Origin of the sequence: Streptomyces genisteinicus, from assembly GCF_014489615.1 — a bacterium.
Classification (GTDB): domain Bacteria; phylum Actinomycetota; class Actinomycetes; order Streptomycetales; family Streptomycetaceae; genus Streptomyces; species Streptomyces genisteinicus.
In genome coordinates this window covers 6,105,978-6,120,094 of sequence record NZ_CP060825.1, presented here as the reverse complement: position 1 = coordinate 6,120,094, position 14,117 = coordinate 6,105,978, and the positions used below count along the sequence as shown (strand labels likewise).

General features: G+C 71.6%; 16 protein-coding genes. 12 read left to right on the top strand and 4 right to left on the bottom strand.

Going from position 1 to position 14,117, the window contains the following annotated elements; all coding sequences use genetic code 11:
* Positions 1-5: 5 nt before the first annotated feature.
* The 12 genes from IAG43_RS26300 (at position 6) to IAG43_RS26250 (ending at position 10,166) form a co-directional block, all read left to right on the top strand.
* Positions 6-572 (top strand): GNAT family N-acetyltransferase, encoded by a 567-nt coding sequence (locus IAG43_RS26300; RefSeq protein WP_187743149.1) that lies wholly within the window; start codon positions 6-8, stop codon positions 570-572.
* A 173-nt stretch (positions 573-745) separates the two neighbouring features.
* Entirely contained in the window at positions 746-829 is an 84-nt protein-coding gene (locus tag IAG43_RS35145) for a putative leader peptide (RefSeq protein WP_315986100.1), read from the top strand.
* Positions 830-945: 116 nt separating this feature from the next.
* On the top strand, positions 946-2,643 hold the full coding sequence (locus IAG43_RS26295) for a nitrite/sulfite reductase (protein WP_187743148.1): 1,698 nt from the start codon (positions 946-948) through the stop codon (positions 2,641-2,643).
* A complete protein-coding gene (locus tag IAG43_RS26290; protein ID WP_187743147.1) occupies positions 2,640-2,819 on the top strand; it encodes a hypothetical protein in 180 nt (59 codons plus the stop codon). Before IAG43_RS26295 ends, IAG43_RS26290 begins: the two co-directional genes overlap by 4 nt.
* Positions 2,816-3,517, top strand: coding sequence for a phosphoadenylyl-sulfate reductase (locus IAG43_RS26285; RefSeq protein WP_187743146.1), 702 nt, complete (start codon positions 2,816-2,818; stop codon positions 3,515-3,517). The genes IAG43_RS26290 and IAG43_RS26285 overlap by 4 nt, the downstream gene beginning before the upstream one ends.
* Positions 3,517-4,083 carry an adenylyl-sulfate kinase gene (gene cysC, locus IAG43_RS26280; RefSeq protein WP_246574568.1) on the top strand — a complete coding sequence of 189 codons (567 nt, stop codon included), beginning with the start codon at positions 3,517-3,519 and terminating at the stop codon, positions 4,081-4,083. Before IAG43_RS26285 ends, cysC begins: the two co-directional genes overlap by 1 nt.
* Positions 4,080-5,015 carry a sulfate adenylyltransferase subunit CysD gene (gene cysD, locus IAG43_RS26275; RefSeq protein WP_187743144.1) on the top strand — a complete coding sequence of 312 codons (936 nt, stop codon included), beginning with the start codon at positions 4,080-4,082 and terminating at the stop codon, positions 5,013-5,015. Before cysC ends, cysD begins: the two co-directional genes overlap by 4 nt.
* Positions 5,016-5,017: 2 nt before the next feature.
* Positions 5,018-6,358 carry a sulfate adenylyltransferase subunit 1 gene (locus IAG43_RS26270; protein WP_187743143.1) on the top strand — a complete coding sequence of 447 codons (1,341 nt, stop codon included), beginning with the start codon at positions 5,018-5,020 and terminating at the stop codon, positions 6,356-6,358.
* A gap of 224 nt (positions 6,359-6,582) precedes the next feature.
* The gene (locus tag IAG43_RS26265; RefSeq protein ID WP_187743142.1) at positions 6,583-7,692 is read left to right on the top strand and encodes an aliphatic sulfonate ABC transporter substrate-binding protein; all 1,110 of its coding nucleotides are present in this window, start codon (positions 6,583-6,585) and stop codon (positions 7,690-7,692) included.
* Positions 7,693-7,728: 36 nt separating this feature from the next.
* Positions 7,729-8,523 (top strand): ABC transporter ATP-binding protein, encoded by a 795-nt coding sequence (locus IAG43_RS26260; RefSeq protein ID WP_187743141.1) that lies wholly within the window; start codon positions 7,729-7,731, stop codon positions 8,521-8,523.
* Entirely contained in the window at positions 8,510-9,406 is an 897-nt protein-coding gene (locus IAG43_RS26255) for an ABC transporter permease (protein ID WP_187743140.1), read from the top strand. The genes IAG43_RS26260 and IAG43_RS26255 overlap by 14 nt, the downstream gene beginning before the upstream one ends.
* Before the next feature lie 7 nt (positions 9,407-9,413).
* Positions 9,414-10,166: a sirohydrochlorin chelatase gene (locus IAG43_RS26250; RefSeq protein WP_187743139.1), complete on the top strand. Its 753-nt coding sequence runs from the start codon at positions 9,414-9,416 to the stop codon at positions 10,164-10,166.
* Positions 10,167-10,315: 149 nt separating this feature from the next.
* On the opposite strand, the gene IAG43_RS26245 is transcribed toward IAG43_RS26250, so the two are convergent.
* The 4 genes from IAG43_RS26245 to mgt all read right to left on the bottom strand — a co-directional run bounded on the left by IAG43_RS26245 (position 10,316) and on the right by mgt (position 14,064).
* Positions 10,316-10,660, bottom strand: a complete 345-nt coding sequence (locus tag IAG43_RS26245) for a nuclear transport factor 2 family protein (protein ID WP_187744648.1) — start codon at positions 10,658-10,660, stop codon at positions 10,316-10,318.
* Positions 10,661-10,685: 25 nt separating this feature from the next.
* Positions 10,686-11,243: a DUF1697 domain-containing protein gene (locus IAG43_RS26240; RefSeq protein ID WP_187743138.1), complete on the bottom strand. Its 558-nt coding sequence runs from the start codon at positions 11,241-11,243 to the stop codon at positions 10,686-10,688.
* Between the two features lie 119 nt (positions 11,244-11,362).
* A complete protein-coding gene (locus tag IAG43_RS26235; protein ID WP_187743137.1) occupies positions 11,363-12,559 on the bottom strand; it encodes a S8 family peptidase in 1,197 nt (398 codons plus the stop codon).
* A 308-nt stretch (positions 12,560-12,867) separates the two neighbouring features.
* On the bottom strand, positions 12,868-14,064 hold the full coding sequence (gene mgt, locus IAG43_RS26230; protein WP_187743136.1) for a macrolide-inactivating glycosyltransferase: 1,197 nt from the start codon (positions 14,062-14,064) through the stop codon (positions 12,868-12,870).
* Positions 14,065-14,117: the final 53 nt, after the last annotated feature.

The following is a 14,117-nucleotide window of genomic DNA, read 5'->3' as shown; positions in this document are numbered from 1 at the left end:
CCTCCATGAGCATCACCGTGACCACCTGGTCCCTCGAACAGACCTCGCCCGCCGACCAGCGCCCAGCGTCCGCGCCCGAGGGGGACGTACGCGTCGAGCGGGCCGAGGTGCCCTCGCCCGAGTTCAGCCGCTTCCTCTACACCGCCGTGGGCGGCGACGTCCTGTGGACCGACCGGCTCGGGATGACGTACGCCGAGTGGGAGAAGTGGCTCGCGCGGCCGGGCGTCGAGACCTGGGTCGCGTACGACCGGGGCACGCCGGCGGGCTACGTCGAACTGGAGGCCCAGGACGGCGGAAGCGTCGAGATCGTCTACTTCGGACTGATCCCGGCCTTCCGCGGGCGGCGCATCGGCGGCCACCTGCTGTCGTACGGCGCGGCCCGCGCGTGGGACCTGGGCGAGCGCCGCCCGGAGCTGGGCCCCACCCGGCGGGTCTGGCTGCACACCTGCTCCAAGGACGGACCGCACGCGATGGACAACTACCTCCGCCGCGGCTTCCGGCTCTTCGACACGAAGACGGAGGAGGAGCCCGAGACCGTCACCCCCGGCCCCTGGCCCGGCGCCGGACTCTGACGGGGCGACGGCGGGCGGCGCGGGAATCCGGGCGGCGCCGGAATCCGAACGGTGCGCCGCCCGCCGTACGCTCTGCGGTGACCCATGACACACTGTCTCGCGATGCGGGACAGTGTTGTCCACATCGTGGATAAAGGTGGACTGGGTCCAAAGTCCCATGACACGCTTCCGCCATGTCCAGCACTGGAATTGCCTTGGTGAGTCGGCGGCACGTCGACCTCGGCCGCATGTCCAGCGCCATCTGTCCGGCCGGCTGACAGCTCAGCACAGCCGCAGCTTCCCTTTTCTCCACCCCGCCCTGCGCACCGTCGCGCCCTCGTCGCGAGTGTGCAGCTCAGAGCCGCCCTCCTGCAGTCTCGAAGGACACATCACCATGGCCGCCACCCCGGAAAAGCCCGTCTCCGCCGCGTCCCGTCGCAAGACCGGACGCCACCGTGGCGAGGGTCAGTGGGCCATGGGCCACCACACCCCGCTCAACGGCAACGAGCAGACCAAGAAGGACGACGACGGTCTCAATGTGCGGACACGCATTGAGACGATCTACGCCCACCGCGGCTTCGACTCGATCGACGGCGCCGACCTGCGCGGCCGGATGCGCTGGTGGGGCCTGTACACCCAGCGCAAGCCCGGGATCGACGGCGGCAAGACCGCGATCCTGGAGCCGGAGGAACTGGACGACGAGTTCTTCATGCTCCGGGTGCGCATCGACGGCGGACGGCTGACGACCGAGCAGCTGCGGGTGATCGGCGAGATCTCCCAGGAGTTCGCGCGGGGCACCGCCGACCTCACCGACCGGCAGAACGTCCAGTACCACTGGATCCGCATCGAGGACGTGCCCGAGATCTGGCGCCGCCTGGAGGCCGTCGGCCTCTCCACGACCGAGGCATGCGGCGACACGCCGCGGACCATCCTCGGCTCGCCCGTCGCCGGCATCGCCGAGGACGAGATCGTGGACGGCACCCCCGCCATCGACGAGATCCACCGCCGCTTCATCGGCAACAAGGACTTCTCCAACCTGCCGCGCAAGTTCAAGACCGCGATCTCCGGCTCGCCGCTCCTCGACGTGGCCCACGAGATCAACGACATCGCCTTCGTCGGCGTGGAGCACCCGGAGCACGGCCCCGGCTTCGACCTGTGGGTCGGCGGCGGTCTCTCCACCAACCCCAAGCTCGGCGTCCGCCTCGGCGCCTGGGTCCCGCTCGACGAGGTCCCCGACGCCTGGGAAGGCGTCATCTCGATCTTCCGCGACTACGGCTACCGCCGGCTGCGCAACCGCGCGCGCCTGAAGTTCCTGGTCGCCGACTGGGGCGCCGAGAAGTTCCGCCAGGTGCTGGAGGACGAGTACCTGAAGCGGAAGCTGGTCGACGGTCCCGCCCCCGAGCAGCCCGTCGAGCACTGGCGCGACCACGTCGGCGTGCACCGCCAGCAGGACGGCCGCTTCTACGTCGGCTTCGCGCCGCGGGTCGGACGCGTCGACGGCACCACCCTCACCAAGATCGCCGAACTGGCCGCCGCGCACGGCTCCGGCCGGCTCCGCACGACCGTCGAACAGAAGATGATCGTCCTCGACGTCACCGAGGACCAGGTCGACTCCCTCGTCTCCGGGCTGGAGGCGCTGGACCTCCAGGTCAAGCCGTCGCCGTTCCGGCGGGGCACCATGGCGTGCACCGGCATCGAGTTCTGCAAGCTGGCCATCGTCGAGACCAAGGCCCGCGGCTCCTCCCTCATCGACGAACTGGAGCGCAGGCTGCCCGAGTTCGACGAGCCGCTCACCATCAACATCAACGGCTGCCCCAACGCCTGCGCCCGTATCCAGGTCGCGGACATCGGCCTCAAGGGCCAGCTCGTCCTCGACGACGAGGGCAACCAGGTCGAGGGCTACCAGGTGCACCTCGGCGGCGCCCTGGGCCTGGACCCCGCGTTCGGCCGCAAGGTCCGCGGTCTGAAGGTCACCTCGGCCGAGCTGCCGGACTACGTCGAGCGGGTGCTCACGCGCTTCCAGGCGGAGCGCGAGGACGGCGAGCGGTTCGCCACCTGGGCCGCCCGCGCCTCCGAGGAGGCCCTGTCATGAGCGAGCGCGCCGCACCGTTCTTCTGCCCGTACTGCGGCGACGAGGACCTGCGTCCGAACGAGCAGGGTCACGGCGCCTGGGAATGCGCGGCATGCAACCGGGCCTTCCAGCTGAAGTTCCTCGGGCTGCTCGCCCGCGGACTTCAGCGCAACGACGGTGGAGGGGAAGCGATATGACGGCCACACAGACCGATCACGACCTCAAGTCCCTGGCCGAGCAGGCGGGCCGTGACCTGGAGGACGCCTCGGCGCTCGAGATCCTCACCTGGGCGGCCGGCGTCTTCGGCGAGGAGTTCTGCGTCACCTCCTCCATGGAGGACGCGGTCGTCGCCCACCTCGCCTCCCGCGCCATGCCCGGCGTGGACGTCGTCTTCCTCGACACCGGCTACCACTTCGAGGAGACCATCGGCACCCGCGACGCCGTGGACGCGGTGATGGACGTCAACGTCATCACCCTCACCCCCCGGCAGACCGTCGCCCAGCAGGACGCCGAGTACGGCCCGAGGCTGCACGACCGCGACCCCGACCTGTGCTGCGCGCTGCGCAAGGTCGCCCCGCTCCGGGACGGCCTCACCGCCTACCGGGCCTGGGCCACCGGCCTGCGCCGCGACGAGTCGCCGACCCGGGCGAACACCCCCGTCGTCGGCTGGGACGAGAAGCGGCGCAAGGTCAAGGTGTCCCCGATCGCCCGCTGGACGCAGGACGACGTCGACGCCTACGTCGCCGAGCACGGCGTGCTCACCAATCCCCTGCTCATGGACGGGTACGCCTCCGTCGGCTGCGCCCCCTGCACCCGACGGGTGCTGGAGGGCGAGGACGCCCGGGCCGGCCGCTGGGCCGGGCGCGGCAAGACCGAATGCGGGCTGCACGGCTGATGAGCGACGAACGGACCCCCCAGGAGAACGACGTGACCGGAGCCACCGTCTGGCTCACCGGCCTGCCGAGTGCCGGAAAGACCACCATCGCCCACGAGCTCGCGGCCCTGCTGCGCGCCGAGGGCCGGCAGGTCGAGCTGCTCGACGGCGACGAGATCCGCGAGTTCCTCTCCGCGGGCCTCGGCTTCGGCCGCGAGGACCGGCACACCAACGTGCAGCGCATCGGGTTCGTCGCCGAACTCCTCGCGTCCAACGGCGTGCTGGTGCTCGTCCCCGTCATCGCGCCGTACGCGGACAGCCGCGACGCCGTCCGCAAGCGGCACCAGCAGGAGGGCACCGCCTACGTGGAGGTCCATGTGGCCACCCCCGTCGAGGTCTGCTCGGTACGTGATGTGAAGGGGCTGTACGCCAAGCAGGCCGCGGGCGAGATCAGCGGGCTCACCGGGGTCGACGACCCCTACGAGGAGCCCGAGTCGCCCGACCTGCGCATCGCCGCCCAGGACTGCTCGGCCGCCCGGGCCGCCGACTCCGTCCTCGCCCTCCTCACGGAAAGGGGTCTGCTGTGACGACCAGCGTCGACGTCGTGAGCGGCACCGACAGCCCGTACGCCCTGTCCCATCTGGACGCCCTGGAGTCCGAGGCGGTGCACATCTTCCGCGAGGTCGCGGGCGAGTTCGAGCGGCCGGTGATCCTGTTCTCCGGCGGCAAGGACTCGATCGTGATGCTGCACCTGGCGCTGAAGGCGTTCGCGCCCGCGCCGGTTCCCTTCACGCTGCTGCACGTGGACACCGGGCACAACTTCCCCGAGGTGCTCCAGTACCGGGACAGGACGGTGACCGAGCACGGGCTGCGGCTGCATGTCGCGTCGGTGCAGGACTACATCGACCGCGGTGTGCTGCGCGAGCGCCCGGACGGCACCCGCAACCCGCTGCAGACAGTGCCGCTGACCGAGGCGATCCAGCAGCACCGCTTCGACGCCGTCTTCGGCGGCGGGCGGCGCGACGAGGAGAAGGCGCGCGCCAAGGAGCGGGTGTTCTCGCTGCGCGACGAGTTCTCCCAGTGGGACCCGCGCCGCCAGCGCCCGGAGCTGTGGCAGCTCTACAACGGGCGTCACGCGCCCGGTGAGCACGTGCGGGTCTTCCCGCTGTCCAACTGGACCGAGCTCGACGTCTGGCAGTACATCCAGCGGGAGCGCATCGAGCTGCCGGAGATCTACTTCGCCCACGAGCGCGAGGTCTTCAAGCGCTCCGGCATGTGGCTGACCGCCGGCGAGTGGGGCGGCCCGAAGGCGGGCGAGGAGACCGAGAAGCGGCTGGTGCGCTACCGCACCGTCGGCGACATGTCCTGCACCGGCGCCGTCGACTCCGACGCCACCACGCTCGACGCCGTCATCACCGAGATCGCCGCCTCCCGGCTGACCGAACGGGGCGCCACCCGCGCCGACGACAAAATGTCCGAGGCCGCGATGGAAGACCGCAAGCGCGAAGGGTACTTCTAGAGATGACCAGCACCACCGAGCAGCTCGCCGCCCAGTTGTCGGCGACCACCCTGCTGCGCTTCGCGACCGCCGGTTCCGTCGACGACGGGAAGTCCACCCTGGTCGGACGGCTGCTGCACGACTCCAAGTCGGTCCTCACCGACCAGCTGGAGGCCGTCGAGGCCGCCTCCCGCGGCCGCGGCCAGGAGGCGCCCGACCTGGCGCTGCTCACCGACGGCCTGCGGGCCGAGCGGGAGCAGGGCATCACCATCGACGTCGCCTACCGCTACTTCGCCACCCCGCGCCGCCGGTTCATCCTGGCGGACACCCCGGGGCACGTGCAGTACACCCGCAACATGGTCACCGGCGCCTCCACCGCCGAGCTGACCGTGGTCCTCGTCGACGCCCGCAACGGCGTCGTCGAGCAGACCCGCCGCCACGCGGCCATCGCCGCCCTGCTGCGCGTGCCGCACGTGGTGCTCGCCGTCAACAAGATGGACCTCGTCGACTACGCCGAGCCCGTCTTCGCCGCCATCGCCGAGGAGTTCACGGCGTACGCCACCGAGCTCGGCGTCCCCGAGGTCACCGCCATCCCGATCTCCGCGCTCGCCGGGGACAACGTGGTGGAACCCTCCGCCCGGATGGACTGGTACGGCGGCCCCACCGTCCTGGAGCACCTGGAGACCGTGCCCGCGAGCCACGACCTGACGGGCTGCCACGCCCGCTTCCCCGTGCAGTACGTGATCCGCCCGCAGACCGCCGAACACCCCGACTACCGCGGTTACGCGGGCCAGATCGCCGCCGGCACCTTCCGCGTCGGCGAGCAGGTCACGGTGCTGCCCTCGGGCCGCACCTCGACCGTCGCGGGCATCGACCTGCTGGGCGAGCCGGTGGACGTGGCGTGGACGCCCCAGTCGGTCACCGTCCTGCTGGCGGACGACATCGACGTCTCCCGGGGCGACATCATCGTCCCGAGCGGCGACGCACCGGCCACCACCCAGGACGTCCGCGCGACGGTGTGCCACGTCGCCGACCAGCCGCTCACCGTGGGGCAGCGGGTGCTGCTCAAGCACACCACCCGCACGGTGAAGGCCATCGTCAAGGGCATCGACTCGCGGCTCACGCTCGACGACCTCTCGCAGCACCCCGAGCCCGGCCGCCTGGTCGCCAACGACATCGGCCGCGTCACGGTGCGCACCGCCGAGCCGCTGGCGCTCGACTCGTACGCCGACTCGCGGCGCACCGGCTCCTTCCTGCTGATCGACCCCGCCGACGGGACCACGCTCGCGGCCGGCATGGCGGGCGACTCCTTCGCCGCCGCCGCCGAGGCGCCCGCGGCCGACGACGAGGGCTGGGACTTCTGAGATGACCGACGTCTACGCGACCTTCGCCAAGGAGGGCGGCCGTGTCGGCAGCGGCGCCCTCGGCGCGGGCACGGGAGGGGTGGCGCGATGTGCGCGCTGACGTACGCGCACCGCATGCGCGCCCACACCCCCCACCCGCACCGCCGAAGACCCGTTCACATGCCGACGACCCGGCCGCGTCCGAGATGACGTGAGGACCGGGCCGACGAGAGGAAACGCCTCCCGTGCACGCCACCCGTACCACCGTTCGCCGCAGCCTCGTCGCCGTGGCCGCCCTGCCCCTGCTGGCCGTGGCGCTCACCGCCTGCGGCTACGGATCCGAGGCGAAGGACGACAGTGTCGCTCCCGCCGCCAAGGGTGACACGATCGACGGTCTCGACACCGTGAAGATCGGCTACTTCCCGAACCTCACGCACGCCACCGCCCTGGTCGGCCACCAGGAGGGCATCCTCCAGAAGGAGCTCGGCGGCACCAAGCTGTCGGCGACCACCTTCAACGCCGGACCCTCGGAGATCGAGGCGCTGAACGCCGGCTCCATCGACATCGGCTTCATCGGCCCCTCGCCGTCGATCAACGGCTACGTGAAGTCCCAGGGCAAGAACCTGCGGATCGTCGGCGGCTCCGCCTCCGGCGGCGTCAAGCTGGTCGTCAACCCGGAGAAGATCAAGACCCTCGACGACCTCAAGGGCAAGAAGATCGCCACCCCGCAGCTCGGCAACACGCAGGACGTGGCCTTCCTGCACTGGATCAACGAGAAGGGCTGGAAGGTCGACGCCGAGAGCGGCAAGGGCGACGTCTCCGTGGTCCGCACGGAGAACAAGGTCACCCCGAACGCCTACCTCTCCGGCGCGATCGACGGCGCGTGGGTGCCCGAGCCGACCGCCTCCAAGCTGGTCAGCGACGGCGCGAAGGTGCTGCTCGACGAGTCCACCCTGTGGCCCGACAAGAAGTTCGTGATCACGAACATCATCGTGTCCCAGAAGTTCCTGAAGGAGCACCCGGCCGTGGTCGAGGCAGTGCTGCGCGGCACGGTGAAGACCAACGCGTGGATCAACGCCAACCCGGACAAGGCCAAGGCGTCGGCGAACGCCAAGCTCGAGGCGCTGACCGGCAAGCCGCTCCCGGCCGAGGTCATCGACCCGGCGTGGCCGTCGATCCAGTTCATCGACGACCCGCTGGCGGCGACGCTCCAGGCGCAGGCCGACCACGCGGTGAGCGCCGGGTTCCTCCAGAAGCCCGACCTCGCCGGCATCTACGACCTGAAGCCGCTGAACAAGGTGCTCGAGGCCGAGGGCAAGCCCGCGGTCGCCGATGCCGGGCTCGGCGTCAAGTAACCCCGACAGCAGCCGAGAACCCAGGAGGTGACGACCATGGCCACTGCCCTCGCCAAGGCCGACGACCGCGTGAGCACGGAGCACGACTACGCGGCCCGTATCGGGCATGTCTCCAAGTCCTTCGCCGGCCCCACGGGGTCCCAGCTGGTGCTGGACGACATCACCCTCGATGTCGCGCCGGGCGAGTTCGTCACCCTCCTGGGTGCCTCGGGCTGCGGCAAGTCGACACTGCTCAACCTGGTCGCGGGACTCGACCGGCCGTCCGCGGGGTCCATCGAGACCCCCGGCGGCCGGCCGGCCCTGATGTTCCAGGAGCACGCCCTCTTCCCGTGGCTGACCGCGGGCAAGAACATCGAACTCGCCCTGCGCCTGCGGGGCGTCGCCAAGTCCGAACGGCGCACCGAGGCGGAGCGCCTGCTGGAGCTGGTGCGCCTCGGCGGCGCGTACGGCAAGCGGGTGCACGAACTGTCCGGCGGCATGCGCCAGCGCGTGGCGATGGCCCGCGCGCTCGCGCAGGACAGCCGGCTGCTGCTGATGGACGAGCCGTTCGCGGCCCTCGACGCCATCACCCGCGACGTGCTGCACGACGAGCTGACCCGGATCTGGCGGGAGACCGACGTCTCCGTGCTCTTCGTGACGCACAACGTGCGCGAGGCGGTCCGGCTCGCGCAGCGGGTGGTGCTCCTGTCCTCGCGTCCCGGCCGGATCGCCCGGGAGTGGACCGTGGACATCGAGCAGCCGCGACGCATCGAGGACACCGCCGTGGCGGAACTGTCCGTCGAGATCACCGAAGAACTGCGTGGGGAGATCCGCCGACATGGCCAGCACTGACACGCCCGCGAAGGCCACGGGCAGGAACGACGACCTCGCCGGTCTGGAGGCGGGGCTCGACGCGCTGGACGCGGTGCGGGTCGACCGCACCCCGGTGAGCGAGGTGCTGGTCAAGAAGGTCCTGCCGCCGCTGATCGCCGTGGCGCTGGTGATCGTCGCCTGGCAGCTGCTCGTCTGGGCGGAGGTCACCGAGGACTACAAGCTGCCGGCGCCGTCCGCGGTGTGGGACAGCGTCGCCGAGATGTGGCTGAAGGGGACGCTCCTGGAGGTCGTGTGGACCAGCGTCTCGCGCGGTCTGCTCGGCTTCCTGCTGGCCCTTGCCATCGGCACGCCGCTGGGTCTGCTGGTGGCGCGGGTGAAGTTCGTCAGGGCGGCCATCGGCCCGATCCTGAGCGGACTCCAGTCGCTGCCCTCGGTCGCCTGGGTGCCGCCGGCCGTCATCTGGCTCGGCCTGAACGACCAGATGATGTTCGCGGTCATCCTGCTGGGCGCGGTGCCTTCGATCGCCAACGGACTGGTGTCCGGCGTCGACCAGGTCCCGCCGCTCTTCCTGCGGGCCGGCCGCACCCTCGGTGCGACGGGGCTCAAGGGCACCTGGCACATCGTGCTGCCCGCCGCGCTCCCCGGCTACGTCGCGGGGCTCAAGCAGGGCTGGGCGTTCTCCTGGCGCTCGCTGATGGCGGCGGAGATCATCGCCTCCTCCCCCGACCTCGGCCTGGGCCTCGGCCAGCTGCTGGAGAACGGCCGCAACAACGCGGACATGCCCGGGGTGTTCCTCGCGATCATCCTCATCCTCGTCGTCGGCATCGCGATCGACCTGCTGATCTTCAGTCCGCTGGAGCGGTGGGTGCTGCGCAGCCGCGGCCTGCTGGTGAAGAGCTGACGGCCCGATGACACACCGTCCCGTCCTGCTCGTCGTCGCCCACGGCAGCCGCGACCCGCGGCACGCCGCGACCGTGCACGCCCTGGTCCGGCGGGTGCGCTCGCTGCGGCCGGGGCTGCGCGTGGAGACCGGTTTCCTGGACTTCAACGCGCCGTCGGTGCCGCGGGTCCTGGAGCGGCTGGCGGCCGACGGGGCACGTGACGTGGTGGCGCTGCCGCTGCTGCTGACCCGTGCCTTCCACGCGAAGGCGGACATCCCGGCGGTGCTGCGCTCGGCGCCCTCGTCCCTGCGGATCGGCCGGGCCGGGGTGCTCGGCCCGTCCCCCCTGCTGCTGTCCGCGGTGCGGCGGCGGCTGTTCGAGGCCGGGCTGGGCCCGGCCGACATGAGCTCGACCGGCGTCGTGCTGGCGTCGGCGGGCTCCACCGACCCGGAGGCGATCGCAGTGATCGCCGAAACAGCGCGGGAGCTGCGGCACACCGGTTGGTGCGCCGTGCGGCCTGCGTTCGCCTCCGCTGTCTCCTCCGGCGGCTTCCCCCGCACCGAGGACGCGGTCCGCGCGCTGCGGGCGGAGGGTTGCGACCGCGTCGCGGTCGCCCCGTACGTGATCGCCCCGGGCAGGCTGCCGGACCGGATCGCCGAGGGCGCCCGGGACGCGGACGTGCTCGCCGCCGTCCTCGGCCCGTCGCCGGAGCTGGCGGAGCTGATGCTGCGCCGCTTCGACGAGGCCGCCGTTCCGGCGCGCCTCGCGGCCACGGCCTGACGCCCGTAACGGCCGGGGCTCGGGCCGCGGGCCCGGGCTCGGCTGCGTGTCGGGCCGGGGACCGGCCCGCACCGCACCGTGCCGCACCGTGCCGTGCCGTGCCGTCGGTACGGCGGGCGGAGGTGCCCGGGCCGCCGCTCGAGGGCGGGTCAGTCCTCGGCGAGCAGGTCGAACCGGGTGCCCTGGTGGAAGTAGAGCAGCCATGCACCGCCGGTCAGCCGCCAGATGGAGCTGCGGTGGGCGCGGTGCGGGCCCGACTCGGTGTCGAAGGTGAGGTGCACGATCCCGGGAGCGAGCTGGACGCCCCGCATCCGGGACGTGGTGATCGGCCGGGGCGACGGGGCGTCCCGGGCGTTGAGGGCGGCCATGATGCTCTCCCGGTTCCACAGGAGGCCGGAGGTGCCGTACTCCTCGTACTCCGGGTGCAGCAGATCCGCCAGAAGTGCGGGCGAGGAGCGCACCGCGGGGTCGAGCAGCCGGAACTCCGCCTCCATCGCGGCGCTCACGGCGTCGTCCGCGTCATCGGTCACGGGTCATCTCCAGCAGCTTGACGACGGTGTTCCAGTTGCGGGTGGTGGCCACCAGCCCCGTCAGGAGGGAGGGCCGCGCCAGCGCCTGCGCCAGCTTGGAGCGGCCGAGCCCGCCGGGGGTGTGGAGGTACAGCACACGCTCGCCGGTCCCGAACTCCTCGGGCAGCAGGGCGGCCGCGTCGACGGCGGCCAGCTTCCCGGCGTCCGGCGGGCCGGAGAGGAAGACGGCGTGGAGCTGCTTGCCCTGGAGCTCGGCCGCCGGGAAGGGGCAGGCCTCGGCGATCCGCCGCAGATAGGCGCCGTCGCGCACCAGCGTGTCGACACGGAAGCCGAAGGCCTTCTCGATCGCCGCCTCGATCCGGGCGGCGAGGGCCTCCTCGGCCCCGTCGCCCTCCTCGGCGGTCAGCACGGCGTTGCCGCTCTGCAGATACGTGGCGACGTCGTCGTGGCCCAGTCCGGCCAGGACCGTGCGGAGCTCGGCCATCGGTACCCTCTTCGCCCCGCCGACGTTGATTCCGCGCAGCAGGACCGCGTATCTGGCTGTCATGGGCACACGATAAGGCGGCCGCCGTGCCCCGTGGGGGAGGGCACGGCGACCGCCGTCTCAGCGGCCCCGCGTACCGGGCGCCGGTGTGCGGCGCCCGGTGGCGGAGGGCCGGGGGCCGTCTACTCGACGACCTTCAGCAGCTTGTTGGGCGTGCCCGCGGACGGGTTGGTGATCTTGTCGGGCGTGGCACCCCCGGTGAGCGCCGTGGCGACGTCCGCCGGGGTGGCGTCCTGGTGGCCGCCGAGGTAGACCGCGGCCGCGCCGACGACGTGCGGAGTCGCCATCGAGGTGCCGGATATGGTCTTGGTGCCCTGGTCGCTGTCGTTCCAGGCCGAGGTGATGTCGGAGCCCGGGGCGTAGATGTCGACGATCTCCCCGAAGTTGGAGAAGTCCGACTGCGCGTCGTCCTTCGTCGACGAGGCGACCGTGATGGCCTCCTGGACGCGCGCCGGGGAGCCCTGGCTCGCGTCGCTGGACTCGTTGCCCGCGGCGACACCGAAGGTGACCCCGGAGGCGATCGCCTTGCGCACGGCCTCGTCCAGGGCCTCGTCGACTCCGCCGCCGAGGCTCATGTTGGCGACGGACGGGCCCTGGTGGTTCTGGGTGACCCAGTCGATGCCGGCGACGACCTGCTCGGTGGTGCCGGAGCCGTTGTCGTCGAGCACCCGCACCGCGACGATCTCGGCCTTCTTGGCGACGCCGTGCGCGGCACCGGCGATGGTGCCGGCGACGTGCGTGCCGTGGCCGTTGCCGTCGTCCGCCGAGTCGTCGTTGTCGACGGCGTCGAAGCCGTGCGTCGCGCGGCCCTCGAAGTCCGCGTGGGAGATGCGGACACCGGTGTCGATGACGTAGGCCGTCACGCCCTCGCCGGCGGCGTCGGGGTAGGTGTACTTGCTGTCCGCGGCGGTGTCGGTCTGGTCGACGCGGTCCAGGCCCCAGGAGGGCGGGTTGTCCTGGGTGGCGTCGATGGTGAACTTCTTGTTCTGCACCACCTTGGAGACCGCCGGGTCGGCCGCGAGGCGCTTGGCCTCGTTCTCGGTCAGACCGCTGGCGGAGAACCCGTTGACGGCGGAGCTGTAGCTGCGCTTCAGCGTGCCGCCGTACTCCTTCGCCAGATCCTTCTTGTCCGCCTTCTCGTCGAGCAGCACGATGTAGCTGCCCGCGACGGCGCCCTCCGCGCCGGCGCCGTAGATCTTGCCCTCGGCGGGCGCTGCACCCGCGAAGGAGGAGTTGAGAAGTGTGGCTCCGGCTGCCGCGACGACCGCCGTGGCGACCGCGGTGACCTTGATCCGGTTGGAGCGCTTGTGAGTTGCCATGAAGAGGGGTCTCCTCGTCATCATTTGTGGGGGGATTGCCCGTCGGACGGAAGATCTCCGGGGGCTGACTCGAAACCCTGGCCGATTGACGCGCGCAGATCAAGACCTTCATCGGCTCCTGACTTGTTCAACAAGGTTTCTTAACAGAATCCCGCCAGCACCTCCCCGTGTCGGTCTCAACCTCCAACCGCTGGGTAGAAGAGCGCCTTTGCTCTTTGCACACGACACGGCGCCCACCCGGGAGACCCGGGTGGGCGCCGCCGGCCGGAGGAACCCCCGGCGGACCTCCACCGGTGGGCACACGGCCTTCACATCGTCAGTTCGGCCTCGATCAGATCCGCCGCGCGCCGCGTGCCCCCCTCGGCGTCCATGCCGGCCCGGATGGACGCCAGCCGCTCGGCGACCCGCGGATCCGACGCCAGCGCGAGCACGGCCTCGCGCAGATCGTCCGCCGTCGCCTCGCCACTGGAGAGCCTGCGGGCCACTCCGAGCGCCACCAGCGTGTCCGCGTTGCCGAACTGGTCGACCGCCTGGGGCACGGCGACCATCGGCGTCCCCGTGGCGAGCCCCTCCTGACTGCCGCCGGCGCCCGCGTGGGTGATGAAGGCGTCGGCCTGCCGCAGCACGGAGAGCTGCGGCACCCACCGGTGCACCTCCACGTTGGCGGGCACCTCGCCGAGGTCGGCCGGGTCCACGTGCCGGCCGATCTGGAGCACCAGGTGCCAGTCCGGCAGTCCGCCGAACGCCTTCACGCACTCGCGGTAGAACGCGGGCTGCCGGGTGAACGCCGAACCGAGCGACACCAGCAGCACCTTGCGCGCCCCCTCGGGCCGCCGCCACTCCCCCTGGTCCGCCCGGTCGCCCTGGCAGGCGCCGACGAACGAGTACACGCTCTCGTCGACCCGGTCGGCGTGCGGCTGGAGGGCCCGGGGAATGAGGACGATGCTGCGCGGCGGCCGCCCCACGAACGGGTCGGGATGCAGGGTGATGCCGTTCTCCGTGAGCCAGGCCGTGAAGCGGGCGTAGTACGCCCTGCCCCGCTCGGTCGCGCGCATCGGCGCGAACATCGGCTCGGCGACCTCCTCCTCGTACCCCTTCCAGGCGACCAGGTTGGGCGACAGCGACACGGCCCGGACACCCCAGCGGTGGGCGAGGACGATCGCCGGGTACGAGGTGATGTCGTGGAGGACGAGGTCGGGCTCGTCCCCCTCGAAGGCCGCCGCGAGCTGGGGCAGCGCCTGGATCGCGTCGTCGAGGAACGGCTCGATGTTGTCGATCAGTTCCGTGCCCCAGCGCTCCGGCTCGTCCTCGGTGGGGAGGGTGGACGTGTAGACGACGGGCCGGGCGCCGGTGGCGGCGACCTTCTCCGCGTACGACTCGGGGATCGCGTAGCTGACACGGTGGCCGCGGGCGACGAGTTCCCGGATCACCTCGAGGCTCGGGTTGACGTGGCCGGGGGCGGCGATCGAGAACATGGCGATGTGGGCGGGGGGTGCGGTGGTCATGCCGCCACCGTAAGCGAGACGATACGTCTCGTGCAACCTCGTACGGCTCCGGG

Bases quoted from the DNA above. Each gene is read 5' to 3' on its own strand.
- IAG43_RS26300 (WP_187743149.1), top strand. From the start codon at position 6: ATGAGCATCACCGTGACCACCTGGTCCCTCGAACAGACCTCGCCCGCC.
- IAG43_RS35145 (WP_315986100.1), top strand. From the start codon at position 746: ATGTCCAGCACTGGAATTGCCTTGGTGAGTCGGCGGCACGTCGACCTC.
- IAG43_RS26295 (WP_187743148.1), top strand. From the start codon at position 946: ATGGCCGCCACCCCGGAAAAGCCCGTCTCCGCCGCGTCCCGTCGCAAG.
- IAG43_RS26290 (WP_187743147.1), top strand. From the start codon at position 2,640: ATGAGCGAGCGCGCCGCACCGTTCTTCTGCCCGTACTGCGGCGACGAG.
- IAG43_RS26285 (WP_187743146.1), top strand. From the start codon at position 2,816: ATGACGGCCACACAGACCGATCACGACCTCAAGTCCCTGGCCGAGCAG.
- cysC (WP_246574568.1), top strand. From the start codon at position 3,517: ATGAGCGACGAACGGACCCCCCAGGAGAACGACGTGACCGGAGCCACC.
- IAG43_RS26270 (WP_187743143.1), top strand. From the start codon at position 5,018: ATGACCAGCACCACCGAGCAGCTCGCCGCCCAGTTGTCGGCGACCACC.
- IAG43_RS26260 (WP_187743141.1), top strand. From the start codon at position 7,729: ATGGCCACTGCCCTCGCCAAGGCCGACGACCGCGTGAGCACGGAGCAC.
- IAG43_RS26255 (WP_187743140.1), top strand. From the start codon at position 8,510: ATGGCCAGCACTGACACGCCCGCGAAGGCCACGGGCAGGAACGACGAC.
- IAG43_RS26250 (WP_187743139.1), top strand. From the start codon at position 9,414: ATGACACACCGTCCCGTCCTGCTCGTCGTCGCCCACGGCAGCCGCGAC.
- IAG43_RS26245 (WP_187744648.1), bottom strand. From the start codon at position 10,660: ATGGAGGCGGAGTTCCGGCTGCTCGACCCCGCGGTGCGCTCCTCGCCC.
- IAG43_RS26240 (WP_187743138.1), bottom strand. From the start codon at position 11,243: ATGACAGCCAGATACGCGGTCCTGCTGCGCGGAATCAACGTCGGCGGG.
- IAG43_RS26235 (WP_187743137.1), bottom strand. From the start codon at position 12,559: ATGGCAACTCACAAGCGCTCCAACCGGATCAAGGTCACCGCGGTCGCC.
- mgt (WP_187743136.1), bottom strand. From the start codon at position 14,064: ATGACCACCGCACCCCCCGCCCACATCGCCATGTTCTCGATCGCCGCC.